The sequence below is a fragment of the Pseudomonas sp. P105 genome (assembly GCF_032614175.1).
In the GTDB taxonomy this organism is placed as follows: Bacteria; Pseudomonadota; Gammaproteobacteria; order Pseudomonadales; family Pseudomonadaceae; genus Aquipseudomonas; species Aquipseudomonas rhizophila.
The window spans coordinates 899759-917543 of record NZ_CP126693.1 but is presented as its reverse complement, the minus strand read 5'-3'; the positions used below and the strand labels follow the sequence as shown (position 1 = coordinate 917543).

Genomic DNA, 17785 nt, shown 5'->3' with positions numbered 1-17785 from the left:
CATGCCCCTGACTGAGTTTTTCGCGCTGTATCCCCTGGCCTTTGTGCTCGCCGCGTTGTTGCTCGGACTGATCATCGGCAGTTTCCTCAACGTCCTGGTGTGGCGCCTGCCCAAGATGCTCTCGCGCGAATGGCGGCTGCAAGCCCATGACTTGCTGGGCCTGCCCGCCGAAGCCCCTGGCCCGGTCTACAACCTGATGCTGCCGCATTCCCAGTGCCCGCACTGCGGCCACCGCATCCGGGCCTGGGAAAACATTCCGCTATTGAGTTACCTGGCATTGCGCGGTCGTTGCTCCAGTTGTGCCGCGCCCATTGGCCGGCGCTATCCCCTGACCGAACTGGCCTGCGGCATCCTGTCGGCGTTCGTCGCCTGGTATTTCGGCTTTGGTTGGCAGGCCGCAATGGTGATGGTGCTGACCTGGGGCCTGCTGGGCATGAGCCTGATCGATGCCGAGCACCAATTGTTGCCCGACACCCTGGTGCTGCCGTTGTTGTGGCTGGGCTTGATCGTCAACAGCTTCGGGTTGTTCGTCCCCTTGAATCAGGCGATGTGGGGCGCCGTGGCCGGCTATCTGGCGCTGTGGTCGGTGTTCTGGGTGTTCAAATTGATCACTGGCAAGGAAGGCATGGGCTACGGGGATTTCAAGCTGCTGGCGATGCTGGGCGCCTGGGGTGGCTGGCAGATCCTGCCGCTGACGTTGCTGTTGTCATCGCTGGTGGGCGCCGTTATCGGGGTCATTGTGCTGCGCCTGCGTGATGCTCCGACATCGACGCAAATCCCCTTTGGGCCCTATCTGGCCATTGCCGGCTGGATTGCCTTGCTCTGGGGTGGTCAAATAACCGACTTCTATTGGCAGTCTGTCGGTTCCTAATGTCGATTTCAATGAATAGCCCCGCAGAAAAACCCTGGATTCTCGGCCTGACTGGCGGTATCGGCAGCGGCAAAAGCGCGGCGGCCCAGCACTTTATCGACCTGGGCGTCCACGTCGTCGACGCCGATCACGCGGCGCGCTGGGTGGTCGAACCCGGACGCCCGGCGCTGGCCAAGATCGCCGAACATTTTGGCCCCGGTGTATTGCAGGCCGACGGCACACTGGACCGAGCGACCCTGCGCCAACTGATTTTCGAAGATGCCGAGCAACGCCGCTGGCTCGAGGCGCTGCTGCATCCGTTGATCGCCGAGGAAATCGCTCATCATCTGGCCCAGGCACAATCACCCTATGCGATTCTGGTGTCGCCGCTGTTGATCGAGTCCGGCCAGTACGCCATGACCCAGCGGATCCTGGTGATCGATGTGCCGGAACAACTACAGATCGAACGCACCTTGCAGCGCGACAAGACCAGCGAGCAACAGGTCCAGGCGATCCTCAAGGCCCAGTCCAGCCGTCAGGATCGCTTGAGCCATGCCGACGACGTGGTGGTCAATGACCGCGACCTCGCCTGGCTGCACAGCGAGGTCGAGCGCCTGCATCACTTTTACCTTACTTTGCGTGGAGGCCAGTCATGAGCCAAACCCCAACCGTTGATTGCCCAACCTGTGGCGCCCCTGTGGAATGGAGCCCGGAAAACACCTTCCGGCCCTTCTGCTCCGACCGCTGCAAACTGATCGACCTGGGCGCCTGGGCGTCGGAAGAACACAAGATCCCGGTCAGCCCCGATGCCGAGGACGACCTGTTCAGCGAAGAGTTCGAGCCTCGCCACTAGGGAGCCATGAGTTTCCCCACCGCGTTGTCGCTTTAAGGCCGCATGAAACCGTAGTCCTGTTCATCGTCGAGATTCTCCGCCAGGAAACTCAGTTCATCGGCCAGGTCTTCAGCACTGCGCACCGCCTTGCTCTGCTGCACGATCGCACTGAGCAAGGCCCGCAGGCTAAGGCCCGGGTCGAAGCCGATTTCCACTGCCGCGTCCTGGCTGCGCCTGATCTCTTGTCTCGCCCACTCATAAACACTCATGGTTGTGCTCCTGGAATTTTTCCAGAGCATGAAGCGCACCCGGCTGCTCAGCCTTGATGTGAATCAAGGCTTGTCGTCATCCTTCCAGGGGGCCGACAGATAGCGCGTACGGTTGAAGGTCTCCAGCCATTCGGGGCTGAAAACCACCAACGCACTGACCACCATGCCGTTGATAAACGCCTCGGGAAAGATGATCAGCCAAAGGTAGCCGATGAAATCTTCCAGCCAGTAAGGCATGGCGAACACCCCGTCGTACCACAGCAGGCCAAGCCCTACCAGCAGGCACAACAACGCCGAAAGCGCGGCGGCGAGAAATCCCGAACAGAAGATGTACACGAACAGATTGCGCGGTTGGGCGCGTTCCACCAGGATCGCGCAGCACTCGGTGACCAGCACCGGCAGCAAAATCAGCAACGCACCGTTGATACCCACCGCCGCCATGTCCTGGCGTCCCAGCAGCACCAGGGCAAGCTGGGCGCAAAGGCCGCCGAGAATCGCCAGCGGCCAGTCCAGCAGCAGTGTCACGGCGGTCATGCCGATGAAGTGATACGAGACGCCGGTATCGAAATCCCGTCGCACCAGCCACAACATGAACACGGCCAGGACCGTGCCGAACAGCAAGTGCTGGCGACGGCTGTCGGTGAACAGCTCCACCCATGGCGCCCGTGCTACGGCCCAGGCCAGCACCGGCACATAAATCAGCCAGCCGACCGTCAACGTCTGCGCAGACAGCAGTTCGGCACCGATCATGGCGCTACTCCTCTGGCTTGTCCTTGCATCAAAGACTCCATGATCACCTCAGGATTCAAGCCAGCAGTCTACACCCCACCCTTAACCGGCCATAAATCAATGCAACGCTTCCAGCTTGTCGCAATTGAACGCTAAGCTTGGGCTCATGGATGATTCCGATTATTTACGCCTGCTGACCATCGCGGCCGAGCAAGCCAACGCTTTTCTGTCCAATGCCCGCAAATGGGAGCGTGAGCGTTGGGTCTGCCAGCGTCTGCTGCAAGGGCTGAACGTGCCCTATCGCGCTGATGAGTTCGCCCCTGCGGGAGAGCCGCCGGACGTATTGTTTCGCGATGCCAACTTCGAGGTGTTTTTTGTCCTCGACGAAGGCCGTCGCCTCAATGACGAATGGCGCGACGAGCTGCAGCGCCGCCGTAGCGCTTTCTCCCTGAGCCAACTGGTGCGCCGCGAAGCCAAGCCCCGACGCATCCCGGCCAATGAATTCCTGCTGCGCCTGGCCCCGACCCTGCGCAAGAAAGCCCACAACTACACCGAACGCGGCATGGATCTGGGGGAGCTGGACATCATCGCCTTCGCCAGCCTCAAGCGTGAAGTGCTGGACCTCAACAGCCATTTCCCGCCGCCGACCGAATACCTGCGCCAGGGTTGGCGCTCGCTGTCGCTGGTGGGGCCGACGTTTGCCCGGGTGCTGTTCGCCCATCCCGATGCGCCGGATTTCCTGCGCAGCAATCTGGGGCGCAGCATCGTGTTCGATGTCGGGATCAGCCTGTGAGCCCGTTGCAGGAACTGATTGCCGCCGTGCCCCAGCAAGGCCGCGTACGCTGGATAGGCGTGCGCCCCCAGGGCCATGCACCCATGATTGAACTCGACGCCGTGGAGGCACGCCTGGAGGCCGGCCTGACGGGCGATCATGCCCGTCCCGGCGTGCGCAATGCCCGGCAAGTCACCTTGATTCAGTGGGAACACCTGGCCGTGATCGGTTCACTGATGGGCCGCCCGGTGGATCAGCCGGTGTTGCCGCAAGAGCTGCGACGCAACCTGGTGGTCAGCGGTATCAATCTGTTCAGCCTCAAGGGCCGGCGCTTTCGCATCGGCCAGGCCATCTTCGAAACCACCGGCTGGTGCCAGCCGTGCGCGCGACTGGAGCGCAACCTCGGCGAAGGGACGTTCCAGGCCGTGCGCGGCCATGGCGGAATCACCGCACGGGTGTTAAAAAGTGGAATCATTCGCCTGGACGACAGCTTGAGTGTCGAACCTGTTCCGGCGAGCGGCTACGCTGCTTTCAATGCCGGATAGCCAGACGCTGTAGCGTCTATACCTTTCGCAACGTCTACCTGCCGAGGCCTTTATGACCAGCCGCCTGAACCCGGAAGACCAGAAGCATGTCGAAGAGTACCTGCAACTGTCCCAGCACCGAGTCGAGCGCCGGCCTTTCCGGCCGTGGATGCTTCTGGTGGTGGTACTGGCCATCACCATCGGCCTGGGCCTGTTGAGCCGACTGATCAGTTACCTGACGCTATGAGCCGCTTGATGCTCGCGCGGGTAACGGCACCGATTTCCTTTAGCCTTGCGAGATATCCCCATGACTCATCGTATTGTCATCGTTGGCGGCGGCGCCGGCGGTCTGGAGTTGGCTACCCGTCTGGGTAAGACTCTGGGCAAGCGCGGCACGGCCAGTGTGATGCTGGTCGACGCGAACCTGACCCATATCTGGAAACCGCTGTTGCACGAAGTGGCTGCCGGTTCCCTGAACTCCTCCGAAGACGAACTCAACTACGTCGCCCAGGCAAAATGGAACCATTTCGGGTTCCAACTGGGGCGCATGAGCGGTCTGGATCGCGAGCGCAAGAGCATCCAGCTGGCCGCCACCTATGACGAGGCGGGCCTGGAACTATTGCCCGCCCGGGAGCTGGGTTACGACACTCTGGTGATCGCCGTCGGCAGCACCACCAATGACTTCGGCACCGAAGGCGCGGCGCAGCATTGCCTGTTCCTCGACACGCGCAAACAGGCCGAGCGTTTCCATCAGCAACTGCTCAACCATTATCTGCGCGCCCATGCCGGGCAAACCGACGTGGTCGAACGCATCAGCGTTGCCATCGTCGGCGCCGGGGCGACGGGGGTTGAACTGGCGGCCGAGCTGCACAACGCCGCCCATGAGCTGGCAGCCTATGGCTTGGACCGGATCAAACCGGAGAACATGCACATCACCCTGATCGAAGCCGGACCGCGGGTCCTGCCGGCCTTGCCGGAGCGCATCGGCGGCCCTGTGCACAAGACCCTGGAGAAACTTGGGGTCAATGTCATGACCAACGCCGCTGTTGGCCAGGTGACAGCCGACAGCCTGATCACCGTCGATGGCAAGGTCATCGACGCGAGCCTGAAAGTCTGGGCCGCCGGGATTCGCGCCCCGGACTTCCTCAAGGAAATCGACGGTCTGGAGACCAATCGCATCAACCAGTTGCAAGTGCTGCCGACCCTGCAAACCACCCGTGACGAGAACATCTTCGCCTTCGGCGACTGCGCCGCCTGCCCGCAACCTGGCACCGACCGCAACGTCCCACCCCGCGCCCAGGCCGCCCACCAGCAGGCCTCGCTGCTGGCCAAGTCCTTGAAGTTGCGGATCGAAGGCAAGGCACTGCCGGAATACAAATACACCGACTACGGCTCGCTCATCTCGCTGTCGCGTTTCTCGGCGGTGGGTAACCTGATGGGCAACCTCACCGGCAGCGTGATGCTCGAAGGCTGGCTGGCGCGGATGTTCTATGTCTCGCTGTACCGCATGCACCAGATGGCGCTGTACGGCATGTTCCGCACGGCCATGCTGATGCTGGGCAGCAAGATCGGGCGTGGGACCGAGCCTCGGCTGAAGCTGCATTGAGTCAGCCGTACTGACATCGAATGATCCACCGTCATCGCGAGCAAGCTCGCTCCCACAGTTGATCGCGGTCATCCTGTGGGAGCGAGCTTGCTCGCGATGGGGGCGGTCCAGTCAATACTTGAGCTCGGGCAGGATCACTGTCCGAGCCATCCATCGATCAAACCTGAAACCGCTGCACCATGGTGCGCAATGAATTCGCCAGTTGCGACAACTCATGGCTGGACGCGCTGGTCTGGTCCGCACCGGTGGCCGAGCGCACCGACAGATCCCGAATGTTCACCAGGTTGCGATCCACCTCCCGAGCCACTTGCGCCTGTTCTTCAGCGGCGCTGGCGATCACCAGATTGCGTTCGTGGATCTCGTTGACCGACGCCGTGATGGTCTGTAGCGCCTCCCCTGCCCGCTCCGCCATTGCCAGAGTGCTGGCGGCGCGACTGGAGCTGGCCTGCATCGAATCCAGCGCCTGAGTGGCGCCGCTGCGCATGCCCTGGACCATCTGCTCGATTTCCTGGGTCGATTGCTGCGTGCGATAAGCCAGCGCCCGCACCTCATCGGCCACCACCGCAAATCCACGACCGCTTTCGCCAGCCCGGGCCGCCTCGATGGCCGCGTTGAGGGCCAGCAGGTTGGTCTGCTCGGCGATGGCCCGGATCACGTCCAGCACCTTGCCGATATCCTGCGATTGGTTGGCCAGGGACTGCACCAGGCCGCCAGTCACCTGCACATCACTGGCCAGGGCGCCGATGGCGTCGACCGTGTCGCTGACCCGCTGCTGCCCAAGGGACGCCGACTCACTGGACTGACGCGTGGCATCGGAGGTGGAAACCGCATTGCGCGCGACTTCCTCCACGGCGGTGGTCATCTCGGTGACGGCGGTGGCGGCCTGTTCAATTTCGTTATTCTGCTGTTGCAGGCTGTGGGTGCTATCGACCGTGACCGCGTTCAGCTCATCGGCGGCGGTCGCCAGTTGGGTAGCTGAGCCGCTGATGCCTTGCAAGGTTTCACGCAGGTTCTGCTGCATGGTCGCCAGCGCCTTGAGTAAGCGGCTGACTTCGTCGCTGCCGTGGGTCTTGATCGGTCGGGTCAGGTCGCCTCGGGCGACGTTTTCGGCGGCATTCAATGCCTCGCCCAAAGGCTTGACGATACTGCGAGTAAGCAGCATGGCCAGGGCCACCGTCGCCAAGGCGGCGAGCACAATGAACAGGCTGACGATCATCCGGGAATTGACGTAGTGTTCCTGGGACTTCTGGCTCTCGATGGAGACTTGTCTGGAGAACAGTTCCGCCAGATCGTTGAGCTGTTTGCCGGAACCGTCCACCACGGTCTTCATGTCCACCAGCAGCAGCTTGATCAACTCGTCCCGACGCCCCTGCTCTGCCAGGGCGAAGGATTGGGCGATGCCCGTGCGGTAAGCGGCAAAGGTTTGCTTGAACTGGTCATAAAGCGCCTTGCCTTCAGGCGTGATGACGAGCTTTTCGTAACTGACGATTTTTTCGCTCAGTTCTTTGTCGCGGGTGTCCATTTGCCCACGGTACACCGGGATGTTCTTCGGGTCCTGGTCCAGGGCCATGCGCAGGGAAATGGTGCGGATGCGCAACATCAATTCACGGATCTCGTCACCGCCGCGAATACTGGGCAACCACTGGGTTTCTACCGCGACTTCACTGTCACGGATACTCGACATCTGTCCTAGCGCAAACACCCCGAGCAACGCCACCAACACGGCGATCAAAGCGAAACCCAACGCGGCACGGGGGGCGATATTCAGTTGACGAAGAACCATGGGGAGCGCCTTTTTTATTTTGGCCTGAAGTGGGGCCATGCCCCTGTCGGTGGGTTATCGGCAGGTTGTACGATGACTTAAGGCAATCTGCTTTATCGCAGGCAAAAAAAATCCCCGTATCTTTCGATACGAGGATTTTTAATATGGTCGGGGTAAGGGGATTCGAACTCCTGACATCCTGCTCCCAAAGCAGGCGCGCTACCGGACTGCGCTATACCCCGGTAAAAAAAAGGCGACCTTCGCAAGTCGCCTTCCTCGATCAGCGCTTTTGGCCTCTGATCTTAAGATTCGATTCCAGCGAACTGGTTTCAAAAATGGTGGGTCGTGTGGGATTCGAACCTACGACCAATTGGTTAAAAGCCAACTGCTCTACCAACTGAGCTAACGACCCAAAAATGGTCGGGGTAAGGGGATTCGAACTCCTGACATCCTGCTCCCAAAGCAGGCGCGCTACCGGACTGCGCTATACCCCGATTGAAATGGCTCCGTGACCAGGACTCGAACCTGGGACCCAATGATTAACAGTCATTTGCTCTACCGACTGAGCTATCACGGAACTGATATTTCAAGTTACTGCTATTTGAAGCTACAACATTGAAGCCAGCTTCAACCTCTTCTACCCGTTCGCATCGCTGCGTTCGTGTGTCTGAGGCGCGCTATTCTACAATCTTAAAAACCTCTGTCAACCCCTTAAATTGCTTTCAAGACAATGATTTGCAACTTATTTCGGGTTGTTTCTCACAGAGAAGTGGCCCTTGGGGGTGACGTACTGCGGGGCGCACTTTACAAGCCTTTTCCTTTGAGTTCAACGGCCTGATGAAAAAAATGGCCTCGCAGTGCGAGGCCATTCCAATCACCCGATCCGCAGGCTTTCAGTTGAAGACGATTTCGTCGTTCTCCACCGTGCCGGTCACGGTTTCGCCCGGCATGAAGCGCCCGGACAGAATTAACTGTGCCAGCGGGTTTTCGATCCAGCGCTGGATGGCACGTTTGAGTGGCCGCGCGCCATAGACCGGGTCGTAACCCACCGCGATCAGCTTATCCAGTGCCTCGTCACTCAATTGCAGCTTCAGCTCGCGCTCGGTCAGGCGGCTGCGCAGACGTCCCAGCTGGATCTCGGTGATGCCCGCGATCTGATCACGAGCCAGCGGCTCGAAGATCACCACTTCGTCCACCCGGTTGATGAACTCCGGTCGGAAGTGAGTGGAGATTGCATCCATCACCGCCGCGCGTTGCGCCTCGCGATCACCCACCAGCTCCTGGATCTGCGCCGAGCCCAGGTTGGAGGTCATCACGATCACGGTATTGCGGAAGTCCACCGTGCGTCCGTGGCTGTCGGTCAAACGACCATCCTCCAGCACTTGCAGCAGGATGTTGAACACATCCGGGTGGGCCTTCTCGACTTCATCGAGCAGGATCACCGAGTACGGCTTGCGTCGCACAGCCTCGGTCAGGTAACCGCCCTCTTCATAGCCGACATAGCCCGGTGGTGCGCCGATCAGCCGCGCCACGGAATGTTTCTCCATGAACTCGGACATGTCGATGCGCACCATGGCCTCTTCGGTGTCGAAGAGAAACTCGGCCAGCGCCTTGCACAGCTCGGTTTTACCGACACCGGTCGGGCCGAGGAACATGAACGAGCCACTCGGACGGTTAGGGTCCGACAGCCCGGCTCGAGACCGGCGCACGGCGTTGGAAACCGCCACTACCGCTTCTTCCTGACCGATCACGCGCTGGTGCAGCAGGCTTTCCATCTTCAGCAGTTTGTCGCGCTCGCCTTCGAGCATTTTCGACACCGGAATGCCGGTCCACTTGGACACCACTTCGGCAATTTCTTCTTCGGTGACCTTGCTGCGCAGCAACTGGTTTTCGCTCTTGCCGTGCTGGTCGACCATTTGCAGACTGCGCTCCAGATCCGGGATCACCCCATACTGCAGCTCGGCCATGCGGTTGAGGTCGCCTTTACGGCGGGCCGCTTCCAGTTCCTGGCGGGACTGTTCGATCTTTTGCTGGATCTGCGCCGAGCCCTGGACTTCGGCTTTCTCCGAATTCCAGATTTCCTCGAGATCGGAGTACTCGCGCTCGTGGCGAACGATCTCTTCCTGCAACCTTTCCAGGCGTTTCTTCGCCGCTTCGTCGCTTTCTTTCTTCAAGGCCTGGGATTCGACCTTGAGTTGAATCAGGCGCCGCTCCAGACGATCCAGCACTTCCGGTTTGGAATCGATTTCCATGCGGATGCGGCTGGCGGCTTCGTCGATCAGGTCAATGGCCTTGTCCGGCAACTGACGGTCGGTGATGTAGCGATGGCTGAGCTTGGCCGCCGCAATGATCGCGCCATCGGTAATCGCCACCTTGTGGTGAACCTCATAGCGTTCTTTAAGGCCACGCAGGATGGCAATGGTGTCTTCTTCGCTGGGCTCTTCCACCAGCACTTTCTGGAAACGCCGCTCCAGCGCCGCGTCCTTCTCTATGTATTGGCGGTACTCGTTGAGCGTTGTCGCACCGACGCAATGCAGCTCGCCACGGGCCAGCGCAGGCTTGAGCATGTTGCCGGCGTCCATCGAGCCTTCGCCCTTGCCCGCGCCGACCATGGTGTGCAATTCGTCGATGAACAGAATGATCTGCCCTTCCTGCTTGGACAATTCATTGAGCAAGGCTTTGAGCCGCTCTTCGAACTCGCCGCGGTACTTGGCACCGGCGATCAACGAACCCATATCCAGGGACAACAGTCGCTTGCCCTTGAGGCCATCCGGCACTTCGCCATTGATGATGCGCTGGGCCAAGCCTTCGGCGATGGCGGTTTTACCCACGCCAGGCTCACCGATCAGCACCGGGTTATTCTTGGTGCGACGCTGCAGCACCTGGATTGTGCGGCGGATTTCGTCGTCACGGCCGATCACCGGGTCAAGCTTGCCTTCCTCGGCACGCTTGGTCAGGTCGACGGTGTATTTGTCCAGCGCCTGGCGGGACTCCTCGTGGTTGGCGTCGTTTACCGCTTCGCCGCCACGCAGGTTGTTAATGGCATTTTCCAGGGCCTTCTTGCTCACGCCCTGGCCGAGCAACAGCTTGCCCAGCTTGCTGTTCTCGTCCATGGCGGCAAGCAGCACCAGCTCACTGGAGATGAACTGATCGCCCTTCTGCTGGGCCAGGCGGTCGGCCTGGTTGAGCAGGCGCGCCAGATCCTGGGACATGTTCACGTCCCCTGTCGGATTCTGGATCTTGGGTAGCTGGTCGAGCTCTTTGGCCAGCTCTTTACGCAGGCTGCTCACGTCAAAGCCCACCTGCATCAGCAGTGGCTTGATGGAGCCGCCCTGCTGCTCGAGCATGGCTTGCATCAGATGCGCCGGCTCAATGCCGGGATGGTCCAGGCCGACAGCCAATGACTGGGCATCGGACAGGGCCAATTGCAACTTACTGGTTAAACGGTCAATACGCATGGGTCACCTTCCTTTTGAGCAGGCCGGACCTTAAAAACATCCTGAATGAAGAAACCTGCCAGATACCGCTATAGATGTGGACGATTCTGGAAGATTCAAGCAGTGCGCTATTGATACAGATCAGAGAAGTCTAGCGGTCGAGCCAGATCAGGGAGGCGAAGCGACCGGTACGCGAGTTGCGCCGATAGGAAAAGAAGCGTGGGTCGGTCACCGTGCACTGGCCGCCCCCATAGATCGCCGTGACACCGCGCGCCGCCAGCCGTTGGCGGGCCAGTGCATAAATATCGGCCAGGAACTTGCCGGCAGTGTCGCCAGGCACGAAGGCGTCTGCCGCCCTAGGCAGTTGCGCCATGAACGCTTCACGCACCTCTGGCCCCACTTCAAAGGCTTGCGGACCGATGGCCGGGCCGAGCCAGGCGAGGATTTCGTCGGCCGGGACCTGGAGACTGTCGAGAGTCGCTTCCAGTACGCCGTTGGCCAGCCCGCGCCAACCGGCATGGGCTGCCGCGACGCGGGTGCCGGCACGGTTGCAGAACAGCACCGGCAGGCAGTCCGCCGTCATCGCCGTACAGGCGATACCCGGTGTGGCGGTCCAGCTGGCATCGGCGATGGCCACCTGAGCCGGATCAGCGTCGACCACGGTAATACCGTGGACCTGCTGCAACCAGGCCGGACGAATGGCAAATCGATCGGTGAGGCGGCGACGGTTCTCAGCGACGGCCGTGGGCTCATCGCCCACATGGTCGCCCAGGTTGAGGCTGTCGAACGGCGCCAGGCTGACGCCGCCGGTACGGGTAGTGACGCAGGCCTTTACCCAGGCCGGCGCGGGCCAGTCGGGTATCAGCCAGTCATTCATCCGATGAACGCCTCGCGGTCCTGCTTGAGCAACGTCAGCAGCCAGACGAAGTCATCCGGCAGCGGCGATTCCCAGCTCATGCGCTTGCCGGTGGTCGGATGATCCAGCTCCAGGAAACGTGCATGCAGCGCCTGGCGCGGGAAGTTTTTCAACGACTCGACCATGGTGATACTCGCGGCCGGCGGAATGCGGAAACGTCCGCCATAGGCCGGATCGCCCACCAACGGGAAGTTGATGTGGGCCATGTGCACGCGGATCTGGTGGGTACGACCGGTTTCCAGCTTGACTCGCACATGCGTATGGGAACGAAAACGCTCCAGCACGCGGTAGTGGCTGACCGCCTGCTTGCCGCCTTCCATCACCGCCATGCGCTGGCGCTGCTGGCCGTGACGACCGATGGGGGCGTTGATCTTGCCACCGGCGGTGACCACGCCGATCACGATGCATTCATAAATGCGGCTGACGCTGCGACTTTGCAGCTGTGTGACCAGTTGTGTCTGCGCCTGAATGGTCTTGGCCACCACCATCAGACCGGTGGTGTCCTTGTCCAGGCGGTGCACGATGCCCGCGCGGGGCACGTTGACGATGTCCGGCACGTGGTGCAACAAGGCGTTGAGCAGGGTGCCATCGGCATGACCGGCGGCCGGATGCACCACCAGGCCCGCAGGCTTGTTGATCACCAGGATGTCGTCGTCTTCATAGACGATGTCCAGGGCAATGTCCTGGGCGACCCATTCTCCCTGGGCCTCCTGCTCGGCAGTCAGTTCGAGGATGGCGCCGCCATGGACGATGTCGCGCGGGCGGATCACCGCCCCATCCACAGTCAGGCGGCCGTCCTTGATCCAGGCGGAAAGGCGCGAGCGCGAGTGCTCGGCGAAGAGTTGTGCGGCGACTTGATCGAGGCGTTGGCCGCCCAATTCGGACGGCACCTCTGCGCGAAGTTCTATTTTATCGGACATGCTCGGACTAGGCGTCGGCACAGCCTTTGGTTTCGGCTGCGCGCTTGTGGTTAAATACGGCGTCTTTTGCCCCGAGGCTTCTCAACGGGGCGCTCATCATAACAGGACGGCCCCGCCCAAGACAGCGGCCGTCATAGGGACGCAAGCCGCCATGCAAGTGAAACACCTGCTGCTGATCGCCATCCTCGCATTGACTGCTGCTTGCTCGTCGAAGGAAGTCGTAGACGAAAACCTGAGCGAAGTCGAACTGTACCAACAGGCGCAGACCGACCTGGACAACAACAGCTATACCAGCGCCACGGCCAAGCTCAAGGCCCTGGAGTCGCGGTATCCGTTTGGTCGCTATGCCGATCAGGCCCAGCTGGAGCTGATCTACGCCAACTACAAGAACGCCGAGCCGGAAGCTGCGAAATCCGCCGCCGAGCGCTTCATTCGTCTGCACCCGCAGCACCCGAACGTCGATTACGCTTACTACCTCAAGGGCCTGACCTCCTTCGACCAGGACGTCGGCCTGCTGGCGCGCTTCCTGCCGCTGGACATGACCAAGCGGGACCCGGGCGCCGCGCGCGACTCCTACAACGAGTTCGCCCAGCTGACCAGCCGTTTCCCCAACAGCCGTTATTCGCCGGACGCCAAGCAGCGCATGATCTACCTGCGCAACCTGCTGGCCGCCTACGAAATCCACGTGGCTGACTACTACCTGACCCGTCAGGCCTACGTCGCTGCCGCCAACCGTGGCCGCTACGTGGTGGAAAACTTCCAGGAAACCCCCTCGGTGGGCGACGGCCTGGCAGTGATGACCGAAGCCTACCAGCGCCTGCACCTGGACGACCTGGCCGCCACCAGCCTGGAAACCCTCAAGCTCAACTACCCGGATCACCCGTCCCTGGAGGATGGTCAGTTCACTCCACGAGTTGACGAGGCCGACAACCGTTCGTGGCTGAGCAAGGCGACCCTGGGCCTGATCGAATCCCGTCCACCTCTGCCGCCGGGCGAAACCCGCGCCAACCAGGACGTTCAGCGCCAGTTCCAGGATGCCAAGGAAGCCATTCCAAACGAGCTCAAGCCCAAGGACGAAAATGGCGACGTGCTCGAAGAAGAAGAGCCTGAGAGCGAATCCAGCGATCGCTCCTGGTTCAGCTACATGACCTTCGGCCTGTTCGACTGAGGCCAGGTGTCAGCAAAAGGGAGGCCCGCGGGTCTCCCTTTTTTGTGCCTGGATTTTATAGCGCTGTGCGCCGTTCCTGTCCTTGGCTAAACTGCCTGATCATTAGCCAAAAAGCCGCCCATCATGCTTCGTTTACTGTTCTGGATCGCCCTGATTGCCGCCGCGATATGGTTGTGGCGCAAGTTCAAGGGGACCTCTGCCGCGCCGAACTCCCCTCGGGAACAGGACGCACCGCCCATGGTCCGTTGCGCCCATTGCGGCGTGCACCTGCCGCGAGATCGGGCACTGGCCCTCGAACAACAGTGGTATTGCAGCCAGGCTCACCTCGAGCAAGGCCCGGGCACTCGTGACCGCTGAGCAAGCCTCAAGCCCTCGCGTCAAACAGGCGCAGCGCCTGCTGCGTCTCTATCACCTGTACCGTCTAAGCATCGGCATCACCCTGGTGCTGCTGATCTCCAGCAACATGGACAACCGCCTGCTGGAGTTCGCCAACGACGATTTGCTGCGCAGCGGCAGCTGGTTGTACCTGGTGCTGAATATCCTGCTGGTGGTGTTTCTTGAAAATACCCGCCGCCCAGCCCGGCTGTTCGGCCTGGCTCTGACCGACGTGCTGTTGTTGTCGTGGCTGTTCTACGCTGCCGGCGGCGCCCCCAGCGCCATCGGCAACCTGCTCATCGTCTCGGTGGCCATCGGCAATACGTTGTTGCGAGGCCGAATCGGCCTGTTGATTGCCGCTGTCGCCACGCTGGGCATCGTCGGATCGAGCTTCTTCCTTGACCTCAGCGATTCGAGCCGTCCCAGCAGTTATCTGCAGGCCGGTACCCTGGGGGCCTTGTGTTTTGCCGCCGCGCTGCTGGTGCAAGGCCTGACCCGACGCCTGGAAGCCAGTGAAATCCTCGCCGAACAACGGGCCAGCGAAGTAGTCGGTCTGGAAGCGCTCAACGCACTGATCCTGCAACGCATGCGCACCGGCATCCTGGTGCTCGATCGCCAGCGCCGGGTGCAATTGGCTAACGAAAGCGCATTGAACCTGTTGGGCATGCACGACCTGGTCGGCCAGCGGCTCGACGACTGCTCCGGCGCCCTGGTGGAGCGGCTACAGCTGTGGTTGAACAACCCCAGCCTGCGTCCGCAAAGCCTGACCATTAACGGTACCGGCCTGACCTTGCAACCGAGTTTCATTGCCCTGGGGCATCACGATCAGCATCAGATCCTGGTCTTCCTCGAAGACCTGGCCCAAGTGGCCCAGCACGCCCAGCAGTTGAAACTCGCCTCCCTGGGGCGCCTCACCGCCGGTATCGCCCATGAAATCCGCAACCCGTTGGGGGCGATCAGCCATGCGGCGCAATTGCTGCGCGAGTCCGAGGAACTGAACGACGCAGATCGGCGTCTGACGCAGATCATCCAGGATCACTCCCAACGAATGAACCGCGTCATTGAAAACGTCCTGCAACTGTCCCGCCGCCAGCAGACCACGCCGCAGCGCCTGGATCTGCGGATCTGGCTCGACCAGTTCGTCCGACAGGCCCGGGAAAACGCGGCTGGGCATCAGCACTTGCACCTGAGCATCGACCCGGGTGACTACCTCACGCTGATGGACCCCGATCAGTTGACCCAGGTGCTCGACAACCTGCTGCGCAACGCCTGGCGTCACAGCGCGATGGCCCATGAAGAGGCCGAGGTCTGGCTGAAGCTGTTCATCGATCCCCACAGCCAGCTGTCCATGCTGGACATTATCGACAATGGCCCCGGCGTGACGCCGGACCAGCAAGCGCATTTGTTCGAACCTTTCTTCACCACCAGCAGCCAGGGCACCGGCCTTGGGCTCTATCTGTCCCGTGAGCTGTGCGAAAGCAACCAGGCCCGCCTAGACTTCAAACCACGCCAAGGCGGCGGCTGCTTTCGCATCACTTTTGCTCACGGACGGAAACAGATTTGACTACGCGCTCACGGCAACGAATCCTGATCGTCGATGACGAACCGGACATCCGCGAACTCCTGGACATTACCCTGGGCCGGATGAAACTCGACACCCGCAGCGCCGAGAACCTTGCCCAGGCCCGGGCCCTGCTGGCTGAAGACACCTTTGACCTGTGCCTGACCGACATGCGCCTGCCCGACGGCACTGGCCTGGAGCTGGTGCAACATATCCAGCAACGCTACCCGCAATTGCCCGTGGCAATGATCACCGCCTACGGGAGCCTGGAAACCGCCATCGACGCCCTCAAGGCCGGCGCCTTCGACTTCCTGACCAAACCGGTCGACCTGGGTCGGCTGCGTGAGCTGGTCACCAGCGCATTACGCCTGCCGTCGGTCGCCATCCCGGCGGCGTCCATCGAGCGCTGTCTGCTGGGCGATTCCCCGCCGATGCACAACGTCCGCAAACAGATCGAAAAACTCGCTCGCAGTCAGGCGCCGGTCTACATCAGCGGGGAATCGGGTTGCGGCAAGGAACTGGTCGCCCGGTTGATCCATGAGCAAGGCCCGCGTTCCGCCCAGCGTTTTGTGCCGGTCAACTGTGGGGCGATTCCCACGGAGCTGATGGAAAGCGAGTTTTTCGGCTATCGAAAAGGCAGCTTCAGCGGCGCCATCGAAGACAAACCCGGACTGTTCCAGGCCGCTCACGGCGGGACCTTGTTCCTTGACGAAGTGGCCGACCTGCCCCTGGCGATGCAAGTCAAATTGCTGCGGGCCATCCAGGAAAAAGCCGTGCGGGCCGTTGGTGGCCAGCAGGAAGAAGTGGTGGATGTACGAATTCTTTGCGCCACCCACAAGGACCTGGACGCCGAAGTCACCGCCGGGCGCTTTCGCCAGGACCTGTACTATCGACTCAACGTCATCGAACTGCGCGTCCCGCCGCTGCGCGAACGCCGCGAAGACATCGAATCGCTCGCCAATCACACCCTCCAGCGCCTGGCCGCCAACACCGGCAGCCCCGCGGTCAAGCTCCATCCCCAAGCCCTGGACGCCCTTCGAAACTACCGCTTCCCGGGCAATGTTCGGGAACTGGAAAACATGCTCGAACGCGCCTACACCCTTTGCGAGCACCAGTTGATCGAAGCCCACGACCTGCGCCTGGCCGAGGGCATCAGCACCACCGACGCAGGCAGCCCCGACCTGATGCGGGTCGATAACCTGGAAGACTATCTGGAGGACGTCGAACGCAAACTCATCCTCCAGGCTTTGGAGGAAACCCGCTGGAACCGCACGGCGGCGGCCCAACGGTTGAAGTTGTCGTTTCGGTCGATGCGGTATCGGTTGAAGAAGTTGGGGTTGGATTGAGGCGCGGTCCTGAAGCCCCCTACTTAACCTGTGGCGAGGGAGCTTGCTCCCTCGCCACAGGTTCGGCGTTCGCCTTGGCTGATTTGCACCCCTTCTCTAGCCCTCCGGCACTGGTACCCGTTCGTCCAGAACACGATTGGCCAGTAATTCACTCAACTCAATCAACTGCTGTACCCCCAAGGCGATATGCCGTCGCGAGCCTTCAAGCTCGAAGGCCAGGTCGCTGACGGTTGCGTTGGCTGAGGCCAGGGTTTCGCTGAGGTTGGCGAGGAGGCATTCGGTGTCGATGCCGTCCACGACGGTGAATAGCTGGTTTGAGGCGGGTTTCTTTTTGGCTTCGGGCTTTGGGCCGAGGTAATAGTCGAGGGCGCGCTTGGCGGCTTCATCAAGCTGTTTTGGGTTAAGGCTGGAGTATGGGGACTCGTTATTGGTTTCTGAAGCGGATGGAGATTTGTCACACATTGCGGTACTCCAAAGGAAGGAATGGATTACCAAGTTTGCGGGCCGCGACGCCCGGTCGCTGAATTGGCAGCGACGGGAAAAGGTTAACGAGAGACCTTCCCACCCGGCAACCGCCAGAACTCGTCGGAAAATTCGGCTCGAATTAGGGGCCTTGTCCGACCATTCCCACAAATTCTGGTTGGCTGTGAAGGCGCTATTGTGAGTGTGTATATCCATTTCTGCGGTAACGGCTACTTAGGGTTCCGCCCTTACGGCG

Annotated in this window: 18 protein-coding genes, 4 tRNA genes and 1 pseudogene; 11 read left to right on the top strand and 12 right to left on the bottom strand. The window is 61.0% G+C overall.

Features of this window, described 5'->3' with window-relative positions; all coding sequences use genetic code 11:
- Window position 1: 1 nt before the first annotated feature.
- From QOM08_RS03990 to yacG, 3 genes are read left to right on the top strand one after another with little or no spacing between them, the layout of a single operon-like run.
- Window positions 2-871, top strand: a complete 870-nt coding sequence (locus QOM08_RS03990) for a prepilin peptidase (RefSeq protein ID WP_047229861.1) — start codon at window positions 2-4, stop codon at window positions 869-871.
- A gap of 11 nt (window positions 872-882) precedes the next feature.
- Window positions 883-1506: a dephospho-CoA kinase gene (gene coaE / locus QOM08_RS03985; protein WP_316912585.1), complete on the top strand. Its 624-nt coding sequence runs from the start codon at window positions 883-885 to the stop codon at window positions 1504-1506.
- Entirely contained in the window at window positions 1503-1703 is a 201-nt protein-coding gene (gene yacG, locus QOM08_RS03980) for a DNA gyrase inhibitor YacG (protein WP_047229863.1), read from the top strand. The genes coaE and yacG overlap by 4 nt, the downstream gene beginning before the upstream one ends.
- Before the next feature lie 32 nt (window positions 1704-1735).
- Here yacG and QOM08_RS03975 read toward each other — a convergent pair whose 3' ends face one another.
- Both QOM08_RS03975 and QOM08_RS03970 read right to left on the bottom strand, forming a co-directional pair.
- On the bottom strand, window positions 1736-1951 hold the full coding sequence (locus QOM08_RS03975; protein WP_076386357.1) for a hypothetical protein: 216 nt from the start codon (window positions 1949-1951) through the stop codon (window positions 1736-1738).
- A gap of 63 nt (window positions 1952-2014) precedes the next feature.
- Window positions 2015-2701 carry an energy-coupling factor ABC transporter permease gene (locus QOM08_RS03970; protein WP_047229865.1) on the bottom strand — a complete coding sequence of 229 codons (687 nt, stop codon included), beginning with the start codon at window positions 2699-2701 and terminating at the stop codon, window positions 2015-2017.
- A 145-nt stretch (window positions 2702-2846) separates the two neighbouring features.
- Between QOM08_RS03970 and QOM08_RS03965 the strand changes: the two genes are divergently transcribed.
- Genes QOM08_RS03965 through QOM08_RS03950 form a run of 4 tightly spaced genes read left to right on the top strand, consistent with a single transcriptional unit; the run spans window position 2847 to window position 5582 of the window.
- On the top strand, window positions 2847-3473 hold the full coding sequence (locus tag QOM08_RS03965; protein WP_047229866.1) for a DUF1780 domain-containing protein: 627 nt from the start codon (window positions 2847-2849) through the stop codon (window positions 3471-3473).
- Window positions 3470-3997, top strand: a complete 528-nt coding sequence (locus QOM08_RS03960) for an MOSC domain-containing protein (RefSeq protein WP_107322954.1) — start codon at window positions 3470-3472, stop codon at window positions 3995-3997. Before QOM08_RS03965 ends, QOM08_RS03960 begins: the two co-directional genes overlap by 4 nt.
- A 52-nt stretch (window positions 3998-4049) precedes the next feature.
- Window positions 4050-4223, top strand: coding sequence for a DUF3094 family protein (locus QOM08_RS03955; RefSeq protein WP_076386361.1), 174 nt, complete (start codon window positions 4050-4052; stop codon window positions 4221-4223).
- Between the two features lie 60 nt (window positions 4224-4283).
- On the top strand, window positions 4284-5582 hold the full coding sequence (locus tag QOM08_RS03950; RefSeq protein ID WP_316912584.1) for an NAD(P)/FAD-dependent oxidoreductase: 1299 nt from the start codon (window positions 4284-4286) through the stop codon (window positions 5580-5582).
- Window positions 5583-5739: 157 nt separating this feature from the next.
- Here the strand turns inward: QOM08_RS03950 and QOM08_RS29005 are convergent, their stop codons facing one another.
- The 9 genes and pseudogenes from QOM08_RS29005 to rluD all read right to left on the bottom strand — a co-directional run bounded on the left by QOM08_RS29005 (window position 5740) and on the right by rluD (window position 12617).
- On the bottom strand, window positions 5740-6603 hold the full coding sequence (locus tag QOM08_RS29005; RefSeq protein WP_371517269.1) for a methyl-accepting chemotaxis protein: 864 nt from the start codon (window positions 6601-6603) through the stop codon (window positions 5740-5742).
- A pseudogene (locus QOM08_RS29000) lies at window positions 6595-7365 on the bottom strand (MCP four helix bundle domain-containing protein); the annotation flags it as partial. The gene QOM08_RS29005 and the pseudogene QOM08_RS29000, both read right to left, overlap by 9 nt.
- 144 nt (window positions 7366-7509) lie before the next feature.
- A tRNA-Pro gene (locus tag QOM08_RS03940) sits at window positions 7510-7586 on the bottom strand.
- Between the two features lie 94 nt (window positions 7587-7680).
- A tRNA-Lys gene (locus tag QOM08_RS03935) sits at window positions 7681-7756 on the bottom strand.
- 5 nt (window positions 7757-7761) lie between these two features.
- Window positions 7762-7838: transfer RNA gene (locus tag QOM08_RS03930), tRNA-Pro, on the bottom strand.
- A 7-nt stretch (window positions 7839-7845) separates the two neighbouring features.
- Window positions 7846-7921: transfer RNA gene (locus tag QOM08_RS03925), tRNA-Asn, on the bottom strand.
- A 316-nt stretch (window positions 7922-8237) separates the two neighbouring features.
- Entirely contained in the window at window positions 8238-10802 is a 2565-nt protein-coding gene (gene clpB, locus QOM08_RS03920) for an ATP-dependent chaperone ClpB (protein ID WP_047229871.1), read from the bottom strand.
- Between the two features lie 130 nt (window positions 10803-10932).
- Window positions 10933-11658, bottom strand: a complete 726-nt coding sequence (pgeF, locus tag QOM08_RS03915) for a peptidoglycan editing factor PgeF (RefSeq protein ID WP_316912583.1) — start codon at window positions 11656-11658, stop codon at window positions 10933-10935.
- On the bottom strand, window positions 11655-12617 hold the full coding sequence (gene rluD / locus QOM08_RS03910) for a 23S rRNA pseudouridine(1911/1915/1917) synthase RluD (protein WP_047229873.1): 963 nt from the start codon (window positions 12615-12617) through the stop codon (window positions 11655-11657). Before rluD ends, pgeF begins: the two co-directional genes overlap by 4 nt.
- A 151-nt stretch (window positions 12618-12768) precedes the next feature.
- Between rluD and QOM08_RS03905 the strand changes: the two genes are divergently transcribed.
- From QOM08_RS03905 to QOM08_RS03890, 4 genes are all read left to right on the top strand, one after another.
- Entirely contained in the window at window positions 12769-13785 is a 1017-nt protein-coding gene (locus QOM08_RS03905; RefSeq protein WP_047229874.1) for an outer membrane protein assembly factor BamD, read from the top strand.
- Between the two features lie 123 nt (window positions 13786-13908).
- On the top strand, window positions 13909-14142 hold the full coding sequence (locus QOM08_RS03900; RefSeq protein ID WP_047229875.1) for a PP0621 family protein: 234 nt from the start codon (window positions 13909-13911) through the stop codon (window positions 14140-14142).
- On the top strand, window positions 14132-15724 hold the full coding sequence (locus QOM08_RS03895) for a two-component system sensor histidine kinase NtrB (protein WP_281459547.1): 1593 nt from the start codon (window positions 14132-14134) through the stop codon (window positions 15722-15724). Before QOM08_RS03900 ends, QOM08_RS03895 begins: the two co-directional genes overlap by 11 nt.
- Window positions 15721-17067: a sigma-54 dependent transcriptional regulator gene (locus QOM08_RS03890; RefSeq protein ID WP_316912582.1), complete on the top strand. Its 1347-nt coding sequence runs from the start codon at window positions 15721-15723 to the stop codon at window positions 17065-17067. Before QOM08_RS03895 ends, QOM08_RS03890 begins: the two co-directional genes overlap by 4 nt.
- Before the next feature lie 96 nt (window positions 17068-17163).
- On the opposite strand, the gene QOM08_RS03885 is transcribed toward QOM08_RS03890, so the two are convergent.
- Window positions 17164-17529, bottom strand: coding sequence for a DUF6124 family protein (locus tag QOM08_RS03885; RefSeq protein WP_139051190.1), 366 nt, complete (start codon window positions 17527-17529; stop codon window positions 17164-17166).
- Window positions 17530-17785: the final 256 nt, after the last annotated feature.